We start from the raw sequence: 20,559 nt of genomic DNA on the forward strand, positions 1-20,559 counted from the left end.
ACAGAGAACATTCGATCTGGCTGGAGGGAATATGACATTCTTTTCAGTAGAAAAAAGATCCGGTCTAAAGATGAAACGCGCACCTCTTTTTTCTATCATGGTCATCCTCATACTGCTGACCGCCCCGGCGGCGGGCGCGCAGGATCCTGTTGAAGATTTTATTATAAAGGCAGATTCAATATCGAGGGCTTCGGGAGAGGGTGACAAGAATAAGGTTCACAATCCCCGAGACCAGTCATGTCGATCTGGTCATATACGATGTCGCCGGCCGCAGGGTCAAAAAACTGATTGACCGGCGCCTGGCGGCGGATCACTATGAAGTGCTATGGGACGGGACAAAGACCAACGGCAACAGGGTAGCCAGCGGAGTATATTTTTACCGGATAAAAGCGGGAAAATACGAGAAAACGCGCAAGATGGTATTGCTGCGAGAAATAAATAAATTAAAATAATCCGATGTTATATAAGGTTCAACCATAATGAACAAACAGATCAGACCGGTCGCCGTTTCATTGCTGATCGGCTTGCTTATGTGCTCGTACCTCATCGCGACCGAGATCGACCTGCTCAGCCCCTCGCAGATGGGGACACAGGCTGAAAAAGTCGTCAGGGGCAAAGTGGAGAGGATCGAATCGTTCTGGAATGAAAATCATTCGAAGGTATTCACCAGGGTGACCGTCGCGATCGACGAGATATACAAGGGACAACATCAGCAAAAAGTGGATATCCTTCAACTCGGCGGAGTTGTCGATGCCCGAAAGTAAAACGGGACGAGAGAAGATCGAGATCGAGCGTTTTGTCGCTGAATCACTGGGCGGTCAATAGATCCCCGTAAAGGTCAGCTCCCGAAGACACGCCGCAGAAGGTCTGTAGTACGAGCGACCGGATCCTTCCTTATCTTTACCTCTTCGGTGGCAAGAACGGTGAAAAGCCCCGAGAGCGCTTTGTCAGTGACGTATTCGTCCAGATCGACCAGCCGGTTTTCATCAGCTATCGGCAGGCTGTTGTACGTGTCGGAGATATTGCCATACAACCTGGAGAGTCCTATTTCCTCGATTTTTTTCGTAACGATCGGATGGAATCTCTTCTTAAGCTCTTCGCTGGTCCTGCCCCTGAAATATTCCGTCGCCGCGGTATCATGCCCCCTTAGTATTTCGAAGGCATCAGCGACAGTCATGCTCGTTATCGCCGTCCAGAAGACGTCCCTCGCCTCACCGGCGGCCAGCTCAGCGGCCCTGTTCATCCCCCGCTCAAGTTCATCGACCTGGCTGCCAAATCCGATCGTACGAAGGGTCGAGGCCATCGATTCGAACTGTTCCGGCAGCACGATCCTGATCAACTGATTGTCGAGGAATCCGTCGACTTTTGATGTGGAAAGAACGGCATTGCCCGAACCCACCCTTAGAGCTTCCTTGATGCCCGCAATAACAGTCGTTTCGTCGAGAGCCCCGTCATCGCCCGACCCAGTACCGAGAATCGCGCCAAGGTCTTCCTGCAGGACCTTGCAGCTTGTAATGGATAGAGAGAATATCAGAATCATTATCAGGCAAGAGCGTTTTAACATATCCATGGCGTTCCCTTCCGATATCTTATTGAATCAAACGATTGGAGTATATGACCCGTAATGAACGCTCGGCAAGATGTTTCGCTACTTCTGGAAAATTGCCAGGTACGCTCCTTCGGTATTCGTCGTCTTTATGACTGTGATCTGAAGTTCGAGTTTCGAATTACTCGCCGTGATAAAATAAGCCCTGTACGTCGTTGGGAGATTGAGGTCGCCGAATGCTCTTCTTTTTATAAAGTCGAGGATCATTTCCATCGAGTCTTCGTGACATAGATCGACTACAGGCAGATCATCGAACTCATCCTGTTCCCTCTCGAACAGCGCGGCTAAAAGCCTGTTTGCCCGGATAACGTGCTGGCCCCTGTAAAACAGGGCTGCCTCCCCGCAATCTGCCAGAGCATCCAGCAGATTTTCCATGCATTTCATTTCGACCCCCTGAAGATTCGCCTCTCCGGACATTTTTCCCTCAAAATGCCCGTCAACTGATCTTATAAACCCCTCTGCCGATAAAATCAACCGGTTTTACCGTCTTTTCGATGATACGAAGACTTTACTGAAGTGAATGATCCGGCTGACATATCTTTCAGGCTGTTTCGCTCAGCGTCCGCTCTGGCTGGTCTTTCCGCTTCCGCCTCGAGTCAATCTGCCACGGCCACGGCCACTCTGCCAGCGCCTGCCACTGCTCCGGCCGAATTTTTTGACAGTGCCCTGGCTTGACCGGAAGGCGAGGTCGCAGTGATAATCATGATCTGTTTCGGCAGGGACCGGTTTTCCGAGCAGGTTCTCAATTTCGCGCAGATATCCCCTGTCTTCGGCAGTGCAGAACGAAATCGCGTTGCCCCCCGCTCCAGCCCTGGCCGTGCGCCCTATACGATGAATATATGTTTCTGCTTCCATTGGAAGGTCGTAATTGATCACGTGAGTAATATCGTCCACGTCGAGACCTCTCGCGGCGACATCGGTAGCGACAAGGACGCGGAAACGGTCCCGCTTGAACCTGTCCAGAGTCCTGGTACGCGCCGACTGGCTCTTGTTGCCATGGATCGCGTCGCTTCGGATCCCCGCGTTGTAGAGCTTTCTCATCACCCTGTTTGCGGCATGCTTCATCTGCGTAAATATTATCGCTTTGCTTATCTGATCGCCCTGCAGCAGGGATACAAGCAGGGCATCTTTGTTCTTTTTCCCGACGAACAGTACTTTCTGAACGATACGCTCGACTGTCGGTTTATCCGGAGCAATGCTCACGCGCACCGGGTTTTTGACCATGGTATTGGCCAGCGCGACCATCTTTGGAGCCATAGTGGCAGAGAAGAAAAGTGTCTGCCTCTCGGACGGAAGGTATGACAGGATCTGCCTGATATCGGGAATAAACCCCATATCAAGCATCCGGTCCCCTTCATCGAGGATAAATACCTCCACCCTGTCCAGGTGGATTATTTTCTGCCTGATAAGGTCAAGAAGCCTGCCTGGAGTCGCCACGAGTATATCTACTCCGCGGTAGAGAGCCTTGACCTGGTGAAACTGGTTCACTCCGCCGAAGATCACCGTCTGCTTCAGCCGGAGAAATCGTCCGTATGTCTCGATGCTGTCCCTGATCTGCGCGGCGAGTTCCCGGGTCGGGGCAAGGATCAGGGCTCTTGGGGTCCCCTTGGCCAGTGGGGCGGGATTTCCCGCCAGACGCTGCAGGAGTGGCAGCGTAAAAGCTGCCGTCTTGCCGGTGCCGGTCTGCGCGCTTCCCAGCAGGTCTCTCCCGGCGAGAAGGTGCGGAATGCACTCTTCCTGGATCGGAGTCGGAGTATGATACCCCTGCGCGGCCACCGAGCGTTGAAGCTCAGGGATCAGCGTGCTGAATATTCCCTGATCGAACTTGGGTTGACTGGTGGATTTACTGGTGTGCGCGTTCCGCGCCTTCGAATCTTCAATCATCTTTTTCCTGGTCCGGCATGGTTCAAATCTCTACCTGCCGGACGCGAGGAAAAGAAAAGACCGCAAAACTATAGCGGCAAATTGTATCAGCCGCCACTTGCGGCTGCGTCAACGCCCTGGCCCGGCTGGAATACCGCTGGGCCGCGCTTCTGCAGTAAAAATACGGTAACTCCGCGTGGGGCGCAAGGGGAATCGGATAAACCGGCTGGTCGAAGGAGTCCAGGATAACGAAAGAATTGCTACGAAAGATGCGTGGGAAACAATCCGGCGCTCCCTTTCGATCCGCTTTTACCTCCCTTTTATCCCGAAGAGAAACCGGGTGGCACGAGTCCGTTTCACCAGATCACAGCTGATAATGCAACAGGCAAACGTCACGAGGCAGATAAGTAAAAATTCCCATACTATACCAAGCATCATATTCTTAACGAAATGCCCGGCGACCGAGATGACAACAAGGTGGAAGATGTAAAAGGGATAAGATATTCTGCTGAAATATCTGAGGAACCTGTTTTCAAAGGTCAGCGTCCTGCTGGCCAGGCCCAGGATCGCGATCGCCCAGGCCCAGGTGTTAAAGCCAGCCACCAGCGAGAAAAGAACGTACCGCGGAGTATATGCCGGCGTGGAAAACGAGCCGGCTTTATTCTCCATAAACAGCTTTGCTGCTGACAACGCCACCCCGAGGAAGATCGATATCACAGTGTGTCTTTTTATCGCATCAGCCCACTTGTGATCACCCGCGATAATAAATCCGAAAATAAAAGCTGCCATGTTATAGGTAAAATACCCCCAGTCAGAATAAAGATTATTCCGGAAAAAGGGCCAGACCGGAGAAAGTCCCGCGAAAATCATTGCTATCGGGATACCAGCCAGAAATATCGCGCCCTTTCGATCGGTGAAAAATCCCGTCACAGCTTCCAGCCGTGCTCTCCCCGTCGCGCGGATCCGAATAAAAAGAGGCAGCAATATTATCGAGAAAATAAAGAGGTAGGCCACAAACCACATATGGGCCCAGTTCGGCCCCCCTGTGATTTCCGAGTAAAAGGTGGTCATCAGGCACCACGGCCAGAACTGCGTGAAGTAATTAAATTCACTTGTCGCCAGATCGGAAGGCCAGAAATAACCAAGGAGAGGAAACAGAAATATCATAAAAGTAAAAAGAGGGACGAGCAGCCGTTTGACGCGTTCGATGATAAACCGGCGCGGCGAACGGCGCTCCAATGAGATAAAAACACTGCTGCCAGCCACTATAAACAGCATGAACATATGAAGGGGGCTTATGAAGTTCAGATACACATGAAGGATCCTCCATGTGATGGTCCCCTTCATGACAAAGGAAAACCCGTTCACGCTGGTGATCATCCAGGCAACGTGGAAGGGAACAAGGTTGATCGTCACGATAACTCTTACCCAGTCGAGATCGTGAAATCTCTGCGGCAGCCGTGACGCTGTATTTTCCATCCAGACCCTTTCGCAAACCGATGTTAAATTGCAAAGATGAAGGAATAATATATCAGGCGCGTAAATAATGTCATTACAAAAGGTTTAGCATGGATAACCGTCTGGACGTTAAATTAGCAATTGAATAAAATCGAAGATGGTGCGACGATTGAAAATCGTATGGAACGAAAGCTACAGGTTGAAAACTTTACGAAAGCGGGAACATATAATGATTAAAAAATCATTCCTTGACCGGGTGGCGATATCGTTTATTGTCACGTTTTTCCTCATGGCGCTTCCGGCCTGCTCGAGCGACAGCAAAAAGGTGACAGACTCAAACGGCGATGATCCACCGCCGGATGAAGCGAGCGTCATTTTCCTGCATCACAGCACCGGTGGGGTGATATGGAACGGAGGTGTGGCCTCGGCCATCGACGACTACAACACTCTGAACGGCAGAAGCTATGTCGTCACTGAAGAAGCCTATCCCAACAGCCCCTATCCATGGGCGAACTATCCATACGATTACTGGCATCTCTGGGTCGAGGACGGAGGCCAGGCAGACGAAGAGGGGATCCCCACGCTGGAATCCTACACATCCAGCTACGACGTGGTCGTCTTCAAACACTGCTATCCTGTAAGCGGAATGGACGACAATACCGGCAGCCCTGATATCGGTTCCTCAAGCAAGAGGATGGAAAACTATCAGCTGCAGTATGCCGCGCTGAAAACCCGCCTCCGCCAGTACCCGGAGACACAGTTTATCCTGTGGACCGGAGCCGCCCTGGCGGAAAGCGCGAGTTCGACGGAAGAAGGGCAGCTCGCCCGCGCGTTTTTTACATGGGTCAAGGAAGATTGGGACGAACCGGGGGACAATATCTTCCTCTGGGATTTCTTCGAATTGGAAACAGAGGGCGGCAATTTTCTCCTCGAGCAGTACTGCGCGAGCAGTGGAGACTCCCATCCCAGTTCCACCTTCGCGCGGACTGTGGCTCCCCTCTTCGCCCAGCGCATCATTGATGTCATCGAGGGCAATGGCGATTCCGGTTCCATCACGGGAGAGTGATCAGGATCTGGAAAGCTGGAAAAAGCTAAAGCGTATTATCGATCCATACAGCTGGCCGCTTATGCCGGCCCGCTCTTTATCGCAACAGAACTAACTTTTTTGTTGCGGTGAATTCACCGGCCTCAATGCGATAGAAATACATCCCGCTTGCCACCTGCCGGCCGGCATCGTCCCGGCCGTCCCATACCTCAGCGTACCGCGCCGCCGCTCGCCCTTCGTCCACGAGCTCCCGCACAAGCCGCCCCGCCGCATCATATATCTTCAGCGAAACATTCGCGGGAGCCGAGAGCCCGTATTCGATCCGCGTCACGGGATTGAACGGGTTAGGGAAGTTCTGAGCGAGATAATTAGTCGCGGGCACGCCCGGTATTTCACTCCCGGTCACATCATCGGGTCTCAGGATCGCAAACCCGCTCTCGTTTCCATGAACGTCGAGGGCCGAGATCTTGTAATAATAGTTACTGCTCCAGTGCCAATCGCTATCGAAGTATTCGGCGTTGACAGGCGTGGCGATTTTGTTCCCCGGCTCCGGAACAAAATCCTCGCTTGAGCCGCGATAGACCGCGTAATGCGAAAGATCGTTCTCCACATTCACATTCCACGTAAGCTTTAGACCCTCCGGCGCGGCGCTTTGATCAGCCATAAGCCCCTCCGGAGGTTCCGGCGGCAGATTGTCAACGGAGTAACCGCTATCGGGGATGCTCGTGTACCATACAGAGGGCATCACCGTGTGCGCGCTCACCATATAGACCGAGTACGCAATTCCACTCTCCGTGGAATCGGCGAGCGTGCTCGCCCGATAGATATACTGATCCTGCTGGCAGGCGGCGAAACTTCCGAGAAGTTCCCAGGTGCCTGCGGGAAGTTCTCCAGTTTCCAGGAAATCCCTCGAGTCGATAAACGATCGACCGTGAACCTCCCTGATTGGCCAGCATGAAACATCAGGCGCATCCACCGATTGTCCGGGCGGTGAATTGTCAACCGCCGCACCAGCCGCTTTCTCATCACTCACGAGATCGCAAACAGCAAGCAGCTCCGGATCATCGATACGCTGCCAGATGTTATATATGGAGACGGGATATTCAAACTCCAGTTCGTCATCGCCTGGAGATTTATCGATCGTGATCCTCACCCATCCGCCCTGATCGCCAGGCACATCCAGCACGGATATTATGCTTGGAGCGGGGCTGCCGATTCGGCCTTCTCCATCAACCAGCTGCGCATAAATATCATAACCCCCGCTTCGCATATCCTGCCACGTCACAATCGCTCCGCCAGGACCACAAGAGACCAGCATTGGGGAATCCTGGTCTGCCGGTGCCGCGCAGATGGCGACGCCATCTGTCGCCCACTGAACAGTGCCCGACGAGTCTACGCGCTGGGCGTATATGTCAATATTAAATTCCCCGTTACGAAAATCCTGCCAAACAATGATCGCTCCACCGGCGCCATCGGAGATAATAACCGGATATCTTTGTTCTTCGGCTGCAGCGCAGATGGCGATGCCATTGGCCGTCCATTGAACTGCTCCCGAAGCATCCAGGCGCTGGGCATAGATATCATAGTCCCCGTTTCGCAGATCCTGCCACGCGACAATCGCGCCGCCGACTCCATCGGAGCTGATTGCCGGATAGACCTGGCTATGCGTTTCCGTGACGAGCGCGACGCCATCGGCCGTCCATTGAACAGTACCAGATGCATTGATCCGCTGAGCATAGATGTCCCAGCCCCAGTCGCGATAGTCATACCACGTCACGATCGCGCCTGCCGCGCCGTCCGATACGATCCTTGGACCAAACTGCTCTTCCGCTGCCGCGCAGAGGGCGACTCCATCAATTGTCCACATGGTACTCCCAAAACAATTTACCCGCTGGGCATAAATATCATAGTCACCGCTCCGGTAATCCTCCCATGTGACAATCGACCAACCGGATTCATCAGATACGATTTCGGGATAATCCTGAGTGTTCGCCGCCGTGCAGAGGGCTTCCCCATCGGCTGTCCACTGAACGGTTCCCGAAGCATCCACCCGCTGGGCAAAGATGTCCAAATTCCCGCTGCGCCGGTCATGCCACGTGACGACAGCCCCTCCGGCTCCATCGGAGGCAATTTTTGGATACCTCTGATCCAGCGACGCCTGGCAAATAGCAACGCCATCTGCCAACCATTGAACGGTTCCGGAAGCATCCACCCGCTGGGCATAAATGTCATAGCCACCGCTACGGTAGTCGAACCACGCGACAATGGCTCCGCCAGTGCCGTCGGAGACTATTGTCGGAGCGATCTGAGTGTTTGCGGCAGCACTGAGAACGACGCCGTTCGGCGCCCATTGAATGTTGCCCATGTCGTCCAAGCGCTGGGCAACGATATTTCCATCATACCACGCGATAATCGCTCCATCCGCGCCGTCGGAAATAATCACCGGTTTCATCTGATCCTCCGCAGCGGTGCAGATCGGCAGCCCGTCTTCCACCCATGAGGCCCGGATCGACGGCACAGCGATGACAATAGAACAGAAAGTCATGACAAGCATGATCCGCATTCCCCCGCTCATAGCCATTCCTCCTTGTATGGGCATTCCTTCGCTACTATCGATTTTATATGAATGAAGAGGAATCGGGTCGAGGGAGGGCAACGGAGATACGCGGCGCCCTCTTCCCCTGAATGTCTTGTGATTACCAGTATGGCATGATTCTAACACAGTGTGGAAGGAGAAGGCAACGAAAAAAGCGGACACGGGATCGCCCGGAACAACTGGACCGTTCCGGCAGTCCCGGAACGATTCAATCAACGCAACAACAATTACCTGATTAATTCGACTCGCCGATTAAAACAAATGCCGACCAGAAATAAGGATGATCAAATGGCCTGTTTTGAACCTGATCGTTATAATTCCTTAGCCATTCCTTGGCTTCCTGAAGCGCCTCGGCTTTGGACATTGATTTTTTTCCGTGCCCATGATGTTTTTTGAGATTACCCTCCCAGAGGTTGCCGTAGAAACGCCTCATAAGAAGCGCGGTTGCCCGATCATCCACTTTCCACAAACTGACTATGAGACTCCTTGCGCCCGCACGAAAGAAAGCATGGGACAAACCTATATACCCCTCTCCCCCAACCCTTTTACCAAGACCCGTTTCACAGGCACTCAATGTCACCAGGTCGGCTTTCAATTTCCAATCCTGGATGATTTCCTTTGCAGTGACCAGACCATCATAAATTCGCGATCCTGTCAACGCGGCTTCAAGCGGATCCGGCAAATTGACCTGGGAAAGTACCAGTGCCGATCTTTCAAGGTATTCATCATCAACCAGCGCATGAGTCGCTATGTGGATTGTGGAGAACTCCTTGAGCGAATCCAGGTCCGCCAATTGCGCCAACTCCTGTTCTGTCGCGTCCGGTCCAATAAGAACCGTTGCTTCTGGAGCTATTGTCGCGATATCGATCACCTCCTGCCTGGAACCAGGAAGACGTGGTAAAGCGGCAAGAGCTTCCCCGTTACCGGCAACCGCGCCTCGCAAGACAGCAATTTCCGGTGCCGGTTCCTTGATACTATTGAAGTTCCCAGCCAATCCTGTTTCCATCTGCATCGCTGCTGCATGCGCTTCTGAGAAAGGAGGGTCGCCGACAAGCAGTACATGCCGCGATTCCCTTTTCCTGCTTTTTCCCGATCTTTCAGCCAGCCACGAGTAAATTGTCGCCGAAGGTATATATGATATCACATAGCGATCGCCCAATAACGTTCCCTTTTCGTCCTCAAGAGCCTCAACAGGCACGCCTAACATCAACCCGGATGGAATCACTATGAGACAATCAATATCCTTCAGCCACTCACCAAGCGGTGCTATACGTTGAGCCCATATTTCACGTGTTTTGATCCGGAAATCAGTTGAAGACTCAGGCGAAGACAGTGATCTTCTGAACTCCTTAAAATATTCATAAGGAGATTCGCTTCCATCATTTTTGGACGCGCATTCTATGCCAGCCCATTTCACCGGCCCTTTGTGTCGTATGACATAACCCCAACACGCGTATTTGCCATCCTCAACAGCTACATCGAGCCAACCTATAAGCGCGGTTCCATTCGAAATGGTCTTTTGAATCCTTTCAAGTGAAAACGAACGCCCCTCGGTAACCGGATAGAGTTTCGCCATTTCCTGTTGAAGAACGCTATATTCCAATTCTGTCGCGAGAAGTTTATCATGCGTTTCATCGACCCGTTTCTGCATCTCCCCTGTCGTATCGGCTGACGCCATCTTTCGAAATGTTTTCAACTCGCCTTCAATTGCGGCAAGAGCATTTTGAAGCGAATCTTCCTGGACGATCTCGGCATTCTTTAATTCACGTTGATCTGAAGATAACAACAATTCGGAGAGTATGCGTCCCTGATGCATTTCTACTTTTGGCCAAGCTTTGTTTTCTTTGCCTGACATAAGTTGAATTGCGGCAAGACCTGGATAAGGAGATCTTTGAAAAGTCGCCCTGTTAAAGCCAGTTCCAGCTCTCAACCTGGCCACCTCGAATATTTCTGCTGATTTGGAAAAATATTTCTCCGCGTTTTGATAATCTTCTTCTTCCCACCTCAGCAGGGCAATATCGTTAAAATCTGAAACGAGGTCGGGATGTGTCCTGCCCATAAGTTTTTCACGAATTGATGTGACCCGCATGACCAGCGATTCAGCTTCCCGTTTATTACCCTGCTTATAAAGAAGCTTCGAGTAGCTTTTCAGAATTTGCGCGTAGTCGGGGTGATCTTCTCGCGCAATCTTCTTCCAGTGCGAAATCGCTTCGCCGTACAGTGAATCGGCAGCCATATAATCCTTTTGCAACATCAATATTCCAGCCAGGTTGCTTAAGCTTATCGCGATATTTGGATGTCCATTTTCGTAAGTGCTGCGATAAATCGACAGAGCTTCACGAAAGAGTTGTTCCGCGGTCGTATAATATCCCTGTGATTTGTGCAATTGGGCCATATTGCCCAGACAATTAGCTACTTCGGGATGAGTATCCCCCACCGTTTCCCGATATATCGCCAGAGCTTCCAGGTACATTGACACGGCAGCGGAATAGTCTCCCTTATTTTCCAGCAGAGCCGCGAGATTATTCAGGTCGGTCGCGACATCCTTGTGATTCTTGCCCAATAATTTCTGATCAATGGCCAGGCACTTTCTAAAAAGCGGTTCCGCGTCCAAATAATCTCCTTTACTATTTAACAAGCCGGCGAAATTACTGAGCGTCACGGCGTACGCGTAGTTTTCTTCACCTGATATATTTTTTTGCATCGCGAGAGCTTCACGAAAAATCGGAACCGCGTCTTCATAGTCGCCCTGAAGCCTTGTAATAGTCGCGAGCGTGCTGAGAGTCCACGCTATATCTTCGTGCTCATCACCATAATTTTTCCTTAGAATCTCCAGCGCTTCTTGCGTCAATAACCTGGCTTCAGCGTAATTACCCTGAACCATGACCACATGCCCAATATTGTTGAGACTGTAAGCAATAGCTATATGGTCTTTCCCCATTAATTTTTTACGAATAGCGAGAGCCTCGCGTAAAAATGATTCTGTGGTCGTGTAATCTCCCTTGTGCCAGAACAGGCCTCCCAGATCATTCAGTAGCGCGGCCACAAAGGGATGTTCATCCCCAAGAAACTTTCGCTTCATCGCCAAAGCTTCACGGTAAAGTGGTTCAGCACCGGCGTAATCTCCCTGGTAATTAAGAATTCCGGCTATGGCATGCAGATTTGATGCGATTTCCAGATGATCATCGCCATGGATCTTTCTCTGCATTTCCAGGGACGTTCTGTATTTCGACAAAGCTCCCTCATAATCTTTCTTTTTCTTCAACAACCCACCGATTTCATAAATCGTTCTGGCAATATCCATATGCTCCTCGCCGTATATTCTTTTCTGCATCTCCAGAGCTTCCGTGTACAGCGAATCCGCCCCGGCGTAATCATTACTCGCCTGTAATGAACCTGCCACGCTGACAATGGTTTTTGCCACTTCCGGATGTTCGTTTCCGAGAATTCTACGGCGAATCTTTAATACTTCACGCTTAAGTCCTGCCGACCGTTCATAATCCCCGACATATGTTATCAACCCCGACAGGTCATCTAGACTTTGAGCCACTTCTACATGTTCCTCGCCTAGAATCCTTCGTTGAATCTCCAGCTGTTTTTCAACAACAGCGGTGGCTTCATCATACTTATTAGCTGAATATAGACTGTCCATGGTTTCTGCCATCAGACTTGCTTCAGCCAGCTCCTGCTTTTCTTTTGTCGAAAGACCCATGATGAATTCAAGCGTGTTCACAAGTATTTCGATATCCTTGATCTCAAAAGCGCGCGACTGGCTATCTTCTTGTCTCATGTACAGAATCTCTTTTGCGAGTTTTAACGCCTCGCCATAATTTGCCTCTTTTCGAAACCCTACGATTCTTTCTTCGAGAACAGATATGGAGTCACCTGATACGCGCGGTGGATTATCAGCCGTAAAGCAGTCCGCGGAATCTGACCCGGTCATTACTGTCAAATTGATCAGAAAAAAAATGAGCATAAATCGACGCATGAAATACCTCCCGTTTGTTGTGACTCGGCGTATGCCCCCGATTCGAAAATTCCTGATAATGGCAATTCCACCACCATTTTTTCGGACAGAAATATTCTTCCAATTAGAAAGGCGCGAAATTTAACACAGATGTATAACCGCTAAATGTTTCGTTGAACAAATAAACACTATCAAATCATTATGCGCCAATCAAGCAACAAGATTTTTTTGAAAAAGTGAGACGACACGAAAATTTCAATCTTCCACAAACACTAGATTATTTATAATATTATCTATATTTATCTAGACATTGTGTGCGTTATTTAGTAATATACTGGTAAAGGAGGTGCGCCATGAGCCACCGGATCCCCGATTCAACGACCGTCGAGCAGATGATTGGCGGATACATGAATACCGACAAGACATTCGATTGCATCTTCTGTGACGAATCTATCAAAAAGGGACATGTCTATCCCCTCGGACCGGAGTTGGTGGAAGCGGAACTCGCCATGAAAAACCACATCGCTTCGGCACACCACTCCACATTTCATGCCCTGCTCGATCTGGGCAAGAAGAGTACGGGGCTTTCAGAGATACAGCGAACCCTGCTGCGTCATTTCTATGACGGTTTGTCCGACAAGGAGATTCAGCCTCTGGCAGGCGGCGTCAGCCTCTCCACCATCCGCAACCACCGCTTTGTTCTCCGTGAAAAGGCCCGCCAGGCCAAGGTGTTTCTGGCACTTATGGAACTCCTGGAAAGTGGTGACCAGAACCCCGGTTCCCAATTCATCGAGATTCCCGGCAAAAAGTCCGCGGCCGGCGAGAGATTCGCAATCACAAGAACCGAATTCAGGAAGATCATCAAGGCAAACTTCCCTGATGGACCCGATGGCATGCTGTCGCGTTTCCCCAAGAAACAGAAGCATAAGATTGCAGTACTGGTTCAGATCCTGAAGCGATTCGACAGGACCCGTCATTACGCGCAGCGTGAGGTAAATGAGATACTGGCGACCGCATCGGATGATTACACAACACTATGCCGTTACATGGTCGACTATGGATTCCTTGGGCGGACTCGAGACGGATCTGATTATTGGGTGGAGTAGGGTGGCGAGATAAAAACCGATTCCACGTCACAGACGCAATCAAATCGCTGCTGAAATAGTTATAGCCTGAGGAGATAGGCCAGCCCGATGATTCCCGCGCTTCTACTGCTTGGATTTTTTAACAATATTGTTTATACTAACGCCTGTCAGCGATCTATGCTCAAACATTTATTTTTCCGGAAACCGGATTTTCAGGGACAGGAGAAAACCATGAGGTTATCAATCAACTGTATACTGCTGATTTCGATGTTGGCGCTTTTCTCAAGCTGCAGCTCTGGCGGGGACCCCGTAGGACCGGCCGCTTCAACCAAAGAGATCACCGCTTTCAGCTTCCTCGCATCAGAGAACGCCGCGTTGGCTATCGACATCGTCGGCTCTATCACCGGAACATCGGTTGACGCTACCGTGCCGGCCGGAACTGATGTGACCGAGCTTGTCGCCAGCTTCACCACCACCGGCGAATCAGTGCGCGTCAGCGAGATTGTCCAGGTCAGCGGCGCTACATCCAACGATTTCTCCTCCCCGGTTACTTATACAGTGGTAGCAGAGGATGGATCAACTCAGGATTACACCGTCACCGTGGCAGAGGATTTGAGCGCCAAAGAGATGACAACCTTCGGGTTCCTCGCTTCCGACAACGCTGTTCTGGCCAGTGATGTTGTCGCCTCGATCGCCGGATCGTCGATTACAGCATATGTGCCGATGGGAACCGATGTCACAGCGCTTGTCGCGAGCTTCACGACCACCGGCGCTTCGGTGCGTGTAGGTCCGACGACCCAGATCAGCGGCACTACAGCGAACGACTTCTCCTCACCGGCCATTTATACTGTTGTCGCCTCCGACGCATCCACACAGGACTACACCGTCACCATTACCGAGAGTTCGAGCGCCAGGGAGATAACCTCTTTCAGTTTCCTGGCTTCTGATAACGCGGGATTGTCAGGCGATATTGTTGCCTCCATCGTCGGAACATCGATATCTGCCACCATTCCGATCGGAACAGACGAGAGCGCCCTTGTCGCCAGCTTCACGACCACCGGCGAATCGGTGCTTGTCGGCCCGACGACCCAGGTCAGCGGCGTTACCGCTAACGACTTCTCATCACCGGTCATATACACAGTCGTGGCAGAGGATGCGTCCACCCGTGATTACACCGTCACCGTCAATCATTCCGCTATATGGATCGGCAATTACACGATCCGCGACGCCGAAGATATGGCAGTCATCTCGGGGTACACCGAGATAACCGGCTACCTGCAGATCATTTCCGATCTGACCGATGTAAACGGACTGACAAGTCTTACGACAGTCGGTGGTTTCTTCCAGATCTACAACAACATGGCTCTTATCGATCTTAGCGGGCTTTCATCGCTAACTTCGGTCGGAGGCAGGCTTGAGATCTACAACAATGACGCGTTGACAAATCTCACGGGGCTCGGCGGTATAATCACTGTCGGTGAAAGCCTCGAGATCACCGGTAACGATCTGCTCGTCAACCTGGGCGGACTTTCCGGACTCACCACAATAGGAACATTCGTAGAGATGATAAACAACGCCAGCCTGAACAGCATCTCCGGCCTCTCGAACCTGACCTCGATAGGTGGCTCGCTGGTGATCGAGCGCAATCCGGTTCTCACCAGCCTCGCGGGACTCGAGCAGATCACAGCTCTCGGTATCGGCGAGTACGACATCGGTCTGGAGATTTCCGGCGACGACGCTCTTACAAACCTGACAGGACTCGACAATCTGGCATCGGTCACCGGAGGAGTCCAGATAAATGGCAACGACCTTCTCGCTTCCCTCGATGGACTTGGCGCTCTCGCGTCGGTCGGTGAATATATCTCGATCAACGGCAACCCGCTCCTTGCCACCCTGGCCCATCTGACGTCACTGATCTCGGCTCCCGCGCTCCTCGTCGGTTCAAATTACTACGGCGGCAACCCGAGTCTAAGCACAATCGATATCCCGACGCTGGAGAGTACCGGAAGGTTGTCAGTCGAATCGAACACCGGACTTGTCGACCTGTCAGGTCTTTCGGCGCTGGCAAATATCGGCGATCTCGAAGTCAACCAGAATGCGGCCCTCACCACACTCGGATTCGGCTCGGCAGCAGCCACACCGCTTGTCGTCACCGGCGAAATCGAAATCTTCCGAAACAGCATGCTCGAGGATCTTGGGGGAATCGAAGCCTCGACCGCTCTTGACGGTTTCGTAAAGATCATCGACAATCCGGCGCTCAACTCCCTTGCCGCCCTGAATGGCGTAGTCTCTATCGAAAGTTATCTCCAGATCGGCTCGGTCGACTTCAACGGCAACCCCAGCCTTCCCGATCTTGGTTTTACCAGCCTGGAAACCGTCGGCGGCTATCTCACGATCGAGGATAACGATAACGCCTCTCTGACCAGCCTGACATTCGGCAACCTGCAATCTGTAGGCGAAGGTATCCACATCCGTGACAACGCAAACCTGCTGAACCTGGCCGGACTCGACAACCTGACTGCGGTCAACGGCAGTTTGGAAATCGAAGACAATGTTGATCTTATAAGTCTTTCTGCGCTTGACGGGATCACTTCGATTTCAGGCAACCTGGTGATCGATAGCAACATCTCTCTGGACAACCTGCTCGGGCTCGATGACCTCGCCACGATCGGCTACAACCTGGTGATCGCGAATAACCACGAACTCGATCACCTCGACAACCTGGGCTCCCTGACATCGGTCGGCGCCAGTCTCGAGATCGACAGGAACTACACTCTGGACAATCTCGACGGTCTGGCAGGCCTTACGACGCTGGGCAGCAGCACAGCTTATCACCTGTATGTTTTGAACAATTCATTATTGCGGAACACCGACGGTATTAGAAACATCCATACGGTGGGCGGTCCGGTATGGATAAATTATAATGGAGTGACCAGCATCGATCTGTCCAGCCTGCAGGCAATTACGGGGGCCCTGCGCATCCAGAACAACACCAACCTCACCACCATCGACATGCGCGCAGTAGTGAGCATCGGTAGCGATTTCACATTCGACAACACCGGAGTCATATCGACTATCCGCTTCGACGCGCTCAACCACGTGGGCCGTCACATATATATCCGCGGCATCCAGGGTCTGACCGACCTTTCTATACTTGCCGGTTTCGCGGCGGCCAGCGACGCGCTCGGCGGCGATCTCATACTGGCAAACAATACGAGCCTTTCAAATATAGACGTATTGAGCGGATTCACAGAGATCGGTAACAATCTTGACATCACCAATAACGACAATCTGGCATCACTGGACCCGCTGGCGGGTATTACCTCGATCGGCGGGTCAGTCTGGGTGCGCGGCAACTCGCTTATACCGGACCTGGGCGGGCTGGCGTTGGTTGCTTCGATAGGCGGTCTGCTGATGATCGATGACAACCCTTCGCTGACTGCTCTCGGCCTCGACGCTCTGGCGAGCCTCACTTATGATCTCTACGTGCGCGACAACGCGAGCCTTTGCGCTGACCTGGCCACCGATCTTCGCGATCAGCTATTGTCGTTCGGCTGGGCACGCACTGCCTACCTGTCGGGGAATACAGGCCCCTGTCCCTGATCGGGCAAGACATAGATGCTCACAGAGAATCATAATACAAAGCCCGGCGCGCCAGGCGCCGGGCTTTTCACCGACATTTCGGATCAACCAAAGCGGTCCGATCGAACTTCGACTACAGGTCGAAGCGATCGAGGTTCATGACCTTGTCCCAGACCTCGACAAAGTCGTGAAGGAACTTTTCCAATGAATCCTCGCAGGCATAGACTTCTGCCAGCGCCCTCAGCTGCGAGTTTGCGCCAAAGATCAGGTCGACCCGCGTGGCCGTCCATTTCTGTTCACCCGTCGCACGGTCACGCCCCTCGTAAATATCTTCATCTTTCGAGGTAGCATTCCATTCCGTATTAAGGTCAAGCAGGTTCACAAAGAAATCATTGGTAAGGGCTTCCGGCCGTTCCGTGAACACGCCGTGAGGAGACTGTCCGAAATTTGCGTTCATGACTCGCATACCCCCCAGAAGTACCGTCATCTCGGGGGCGGTCAGCGTCAACAATTGCGCCCTGTCGATCAGCAGATGCTCTTCCGATACGGAATATTTTGTCTTGAGATAATTGCGGAATCCATCAGCGATCGGCTCTAGAACGCAGAATGACTTCTCATCTGTCTGCTCCCGCGAAGCGTCGGTGCGCCCCGGAGTGAAGGGAACCGTAAGATCGTATCCCGCATTCTTCGCCGCCTGTTCGACACCAGCGCATCCGCCCAGGACGATCAGATCGGCGAGAGACACCTTTTTACCACCCGATTGCGCGTCGTTGAACTCCTTCCTGATACCCTCGAGGGTCTTCAGGACAGTTTTCAACTGGGCCGGCTGGTTGACTTCCCAGTCCTTCTGGGGAGCAAGACGGATACGAGCTCCGTTCGCGCCACCACGCATGTCGGACCCCCGGAATGTCGACGCGGACGCCCATGCCGTCGATACCAGCTGCGCGACAGAAAGGCCCGAGGAGAGGATCCTCTTTTTCAGATCAGCGATATCTTTCTTTCCAATAAGCTTATGATCCACTGCCGGCAGCGGATCCTGCCAGATCAGTTCCTCGCCAGGAACTTCGGGGCCGAGATACCGCGAGCGCGGTCCCATGTCGCGGTGAGTCAGCTTGAACCAGGCCCTTGCGAATGCATCGGCGAACTCCTCGGGATTCTTCTGATAACGCCGCGCGATCGGCTCGTAGATCGGATCGAAGCGCAGCGACAGATCGGCCGTTGTCATCATCGGTCGAAGTTTCTTCGACGGGTCATGCGCGTCAACCACCATATCCTCTTCGTCCACATCCTTTGCCAGCCACTGATTAGCCCCGGCCGGGCTCTTGACAAGTTCCCACTCATATTTAAAGAGCACTTTGAGATACCCCATGTCCCATTTTATCGGATTCGGTTTCCAGGCACCTTCGATCCCGCTGCTGATCGTATCGCCCCCTTTGCCGCCGCCGAAGCTGCTCTTCCACCCCAATCCCTGTTGCTCTATAGGGGCAGCCTCGGGTTCGGGGCCTACATTCGCAGCGTCGCCGGCACCATGGCATTTACCGAAAGTGTGTCCCCCGGCAATGAGCGCCACGGTTTCTTCATCGTTCATAGCCATACGCGCGAAAGTCTCCCGAACGTCGCGGCCCGAAGCGACCGGATCAGGGTTACCGTTCGGACCTTCCGGGTTCACGTATATCAATCCCATCTGAACGGCAGCCAGAGGGTTCTCGAGATCGCGTTCGCCCGAATAGCGCTTGTCACCGAGCCACTCTGCCTCAGATCCCCAGTAAATGTCTTCTTCCGGCTCCCAGACATCCTCGCGTCCGCCCGCGAAACCGAATGTCTTGAATCCCATTGACTCCAAAGCGCAATTACCGGTTAGTATCATCAGATCGGCCCATGAGATCCTGCTACCGTATTTCTGCTTTATCGGCCAGAGCAGACGGCGAGCCTTGTCGAGGTTCACGTTATCGGGCCAGCTGTTAAGCGGCGCCAGCCGCTGTGATCCCGAACCGGCGCCTCCGCGGCCATCCCCCATACGGTAGGTACCCGCGCTGTGCCACGCCATCCTGACAAAGAGAGGCCCGTAGTGACCATAGTCGGCCGGCCACCACTCCTTCGAGTCGGTCATCAGAGCGTAGAGATCTTTTTTCACCGCCTCCAGATCGAGCTTCTTGAATTCTTCGGCATAGTTGAACTTCCCGCCCATCGGATTGGACTTTGAGGAATGCTGATGAAGGATCCTCAGGTTCACCTGGTTGGGCCACCAGTCACGGTTAGAGGTCCCGCCCCCTGAAACAGGTTTGCTCATTTTCCCTGTCACCGGACATTTGCTTTCTTCTTTCATCTTCCGCCCTCCTTTCTAATTTCACCACTGCAATTATCAGATATGCATTCTATGACTACCCTTTTTCCCAGCACTTGTGTTTGTTCTCTATAGCGCGGGGGCTTTAAAAGTTTATTTACAATCGTTATTTTATAGTAATCATTCCTGCTTGTCAATTATGCCAATAATCATATCAAGAGAGAAAACCCTTATAGAAACCTCTCTCTTTTCAGAGATCGAAATCCTTAAATTGCCGCCTGAAAATCAGCAGGCATTAATTATGTTGTTTCACTTTGATGATCAATAGCAGGATAAAATGCTTGCAGAGAACAAACAGGCTTCCACTTGTCATTGATCATATCACATGTGAAGTATATTTCCACTAAAATAGATATTCTCCTGGCAAACCTCAATGTATTCAGATCTGATCGAGAGCAGTGCGACGCCTGGATAACTGGTGACCCGGCCCTGGATTGATACGAGACTTCAGGGTCGGGTCTTTTTATGTGTGTGGATATTAAGCGCTATGCTTCAGCAGGATGATCTTAGTCAGGCAGTCTGTCGAAGATCTTGCACAATAGAATTGGCTCCCCATGGTGGACGCTATCAGTACTGCCTGTATATAGAATTGGCTCGTCGGATCGAATAAGACTTGAAATTAACTTTTACAGTCCCCGGGGGCCACCGGCCTGCATTTACGAGTTCTGGATAGACTCTGTTCTCGTGGCTATGCCGATGTTTCCTGGTCCGAATCCAGTGCCGGGATGATCACATCTTCCTCGGGCACAAGAACAGTGACCGCGCCGGGCAGAATCTCGACATCAAGCGGGGTCGTCCCGATTATATCTCCGTCGGCCTGCACCTGCAGGGGGACATTGCTCCGAATTGTGACGCGCCTCTGCACCTTTATAAAACGCGAGAGGATATCCGGGGACCGGCCGGCCAGTATTCCGAAAATGTAAAGAGAAAAGTCACGAAAGGGTTTCGTGCCAAGGATGAGAACATCGAGGTATCCATCATCGATACGAATCTCCGGTGCTTTCGGATAGAGC

13 protein-coding genes are annotated in these 20,559 nt (G+C 52.1%); 5 read left to right on the plus strand and 8 right to left on the minus strand.

Features of this window, described 5'->3' with window-relative positions; genetic code table 11:
- Nucleotides 1-200 precede the first annotated feature (200 nt).
- Both JW814_01870 and JW814_01875 read left to right on the plus strand, forming a co-directional pair.
- Entirely contained in the window at nt 201-452 is a 252-nt protein-coding gene (locus JW814_01870; GenBank protein ID MBN2070177.1) for a T9SS type A sorting domain-containing protein, read from the plus strand.
- A 27-nt stretch (nt 453-479) separates the two neighbouring features.
- The gene (locus JW814_01875) at nt 480-764 is read left to right on the plus strand and encodes a hypothetical protein (GenBank protein ID MBN2070178.1); all 285 of its coding nucleotides are present in this window, start codon (nt 480-482) and stop codon (nt 762-764) included.
- A 74-nt stretch (nt 765-838) separates the two neighbouring features.
- Here JW814_01875 and JW814_01880 read toward each other — a convergent pair whose 3' ends face one another.
- The 4 genes from JW814_01880 to JW814_01895 all read right to left on the minus strand — a co-directional run bounded on the left by JW814_01880 (nt 839) and on the right by JW814_01895 (nt 4,948).
- Nucleotides 839-1,564, minus strand: a complete 726-nt coding sequence (locus JW814_01880; protein MBN2070179.1) for a DUF4197 domain-containing protein — start codon at nt 1,562-1,564, stop codon at nt 839-841.
- An 84-nt stretch (nt 1,565-1,648) separates the two neighbouring features.
- Nucleotides 1,649-1,990 carry a hypothetical protein gene (locus JW814_01885; GenBank protein ID MBN2070180.1) on the minus strand — a complete coding sequence of 114 codons (342 nt, stop codon included), beginning with the start codon at nt 1,988-1,990 and terminating at the stop codon, nt 1,649-1,651.
- Nucleotides 1,991-2,161: 171 nt separating this feature from the next.
- Entirely contained in the window at nt 2,162-3,490 is a 1,329-nt protein-coding gene (locus JW814_01890; protein MBN2070181.1) for a DEAD/DEAH box helicase, read from the minus strand.
- Nucleotides 3,491-3,778: 288 nt separating this feature from the next.
- Nucleotides 3,779-4,948, minus strand: coding sequence for an acyltransferase family protein (locus JW814_01895; GenBank protein MBN2070182.1), 1,170 nt, complete (start codon nt 4,946-4,948; stop codon nt 3,779-3,781).
- Nucleotides 4,949-5,156: 208 nt separating this feature from the next.
- Here JW814_01895 and JW814_01900 point away from each other — a divergent pair, with 208 nt between their 5' ends.
- The gene (locus tag JW814_01900) at nt 5,157-5,993 is read left to right on the plus strand and encodes a hypothetical protein (protein ID MBN2070183.1); all 837 of its coding nucleotides are present in this window, start codon (nt 5,157-5,159) and stop codon (nt 5,991-5,993) included.
- Between the two features lie 76 nt (nt 5,994-6,069).
- On the opposite strand, the gene JW814_01905 is transcribed toward JW814_01900, so the two are convergent.
- Entirely contained in the window at nt 6,070-8,547 is a 2,478-nt protein-coding gene (locus JW814_01905; GenBank protein ID MBN2070184.1) for a T9SS type A sorting domain-containing protein, read from the minus strand.
- A gap of 256 nt (nt 8,548-8,803) precedes the next feature.
- Complete coding sequence (locus tag JW814_01910) at nt 8,804-12,556, minus strand: CHAT domain-containing protein (GenBank protein MBN2070185.1); 3,753 nt, start codon at nt 12,554-12,556, stop codon at nt 8,804-8,806.
- A 332-nt stretch (nt 12,557-12,888) separates the two neighbouring features.
- Between JW814_01910 and JW814_01915 the strand changes: the two genes are divergently transcribed.
- Nucleotides 12,889-13,641: a DUF2087 domain-containing protein gene (locus JW814_01915; protein ID MBN2070186.1), complete on the plus strand. Its 753-nt coding sequence runs from the start codon at nt 12,889-12,891 to the stop codon at nt 13,639-13,641.
- Nucleotides 13,642-13,851: 210 nt separating this feature from the next.
- Nucleotides 13,852-17,223: a hypothetical protein gene (locus JW814_01920; protein MBN2070187.1), complete on the plus strand. Its 3,372-nt coding sequence runs from the start codon at nt 13,852-13,854 to the stop codon at nt 17,221-17,223.
- Nucleotides 17,224-17,335: 112 nt separating this feature from the next.
- Here JW814_01920 and katG read toward each other — a convergent pair whose 3' ends face one another.
- Together katG and JW814_01930 are read right to left on the minus strand one after the other, a co-directional pair.
- A complete protein-coding gene (gene katG, locus JW814_01925) occupies nt 17,336-19,528 on the minus strand; it encodes a catalase/peroxidase HPI (GenBank protein ID MBN2070188.1) in 2,193 nt (730 codons plus the stop codon).
- A gap of 706 nt (nt 19,529-20,234) precedes the next feature.
- Nucleotides 20,235-20,559 (minus strand): hypothetical protein (locus JW814_01930; GenBank protein ID MBN2070189.1); only part of this gene is annotated, 325 nt, incomplete at its 5' end.

Source organism: Candidatus Krumholzibacteriota bacterium (genome assembly GCA_016932415.1).
GTDB lineage: Bacteria > Krumholzibacteriota > Krumholzibacteriia > Krumholzibacteriales > Krumholzibacteriaceae > Krumholzibacterium.

Bases quoted from the DNA above. Each gene is read 5' to 3' on its own strand.
- JW814_01880 (MBN2070179.1), bottom strand. From the start codon at position 1,564: ATGTTAAAACGCTCTTGCCTGATAATGATTCTGATATTCTCTCTATCC.
- JW814_01890 (MBN2070181.1), bottom strand. From the start codon at position 3,490: ATGATTGAAGATTCGAAGGCGCGGAACGCGCACACCAGTAAATCCACC.
- JW814_01910 (MBN2070185.1), bottom strand. From the start codon at position 12,556: ATGCGTCGATTTATGCTCATTTTTTTTCTGATCAATTTGACAGTAATG.
- katG (MBN2070188.1), bottom strand. From the start codon at position 19,528: ATGAAAGAAGAAAGCAAATGTCCGGTGACAGGGAAAATGAGCAAACCT.
- JW814_01885 (MBN2070180.1), bottom strand. From the start codon at position 1,990: ATGAAATGCATGGAAAATCTGCTGGATGCTCTGGCAGATTGCGGGGAG.
- JW814_01920 (MBN2070187.1), top strand. From the start codon at position 13,852: ATGAGGTTATCAATCAACTGTATACTGCTGATTTCGATGTTGGCGCTT.
- JW814_01905 (MBN2070184.1), bottom strand. From the start codon at position 8,547: ATGAGCGGGGGAATGCGGATCATGCTTGTCATGACTTTCTGTTCTATT.
- JW814_01915 (MBN2070186.1), top strand. From the start codon at position 12,889: ATGAGCCACCGGATCCCCGATTCAACGACCGTCGAGCAGATGATTGGC.
- JW814_01895 (MBN2070182.1), bottom strand. From the start codon at position 4,948: ATGGAAAATACAGCGTCACGGCTGCCGCAGAGATTTCACGATCTCGAC.
- JW814_01875 (MBN2070178.1), top strand. From the start codon at position 480: ATGAACAAACAGATCAGACCGGTCGCCGTTTCATTGCTGATCGGCTTG.
- JW814_01900 (MBN2070183.1), top strand. From the start codon at position 5,157: ATGATTAAAAAATCATTCCTTGACCGGGTGGCGATATCGTTTATTGTC.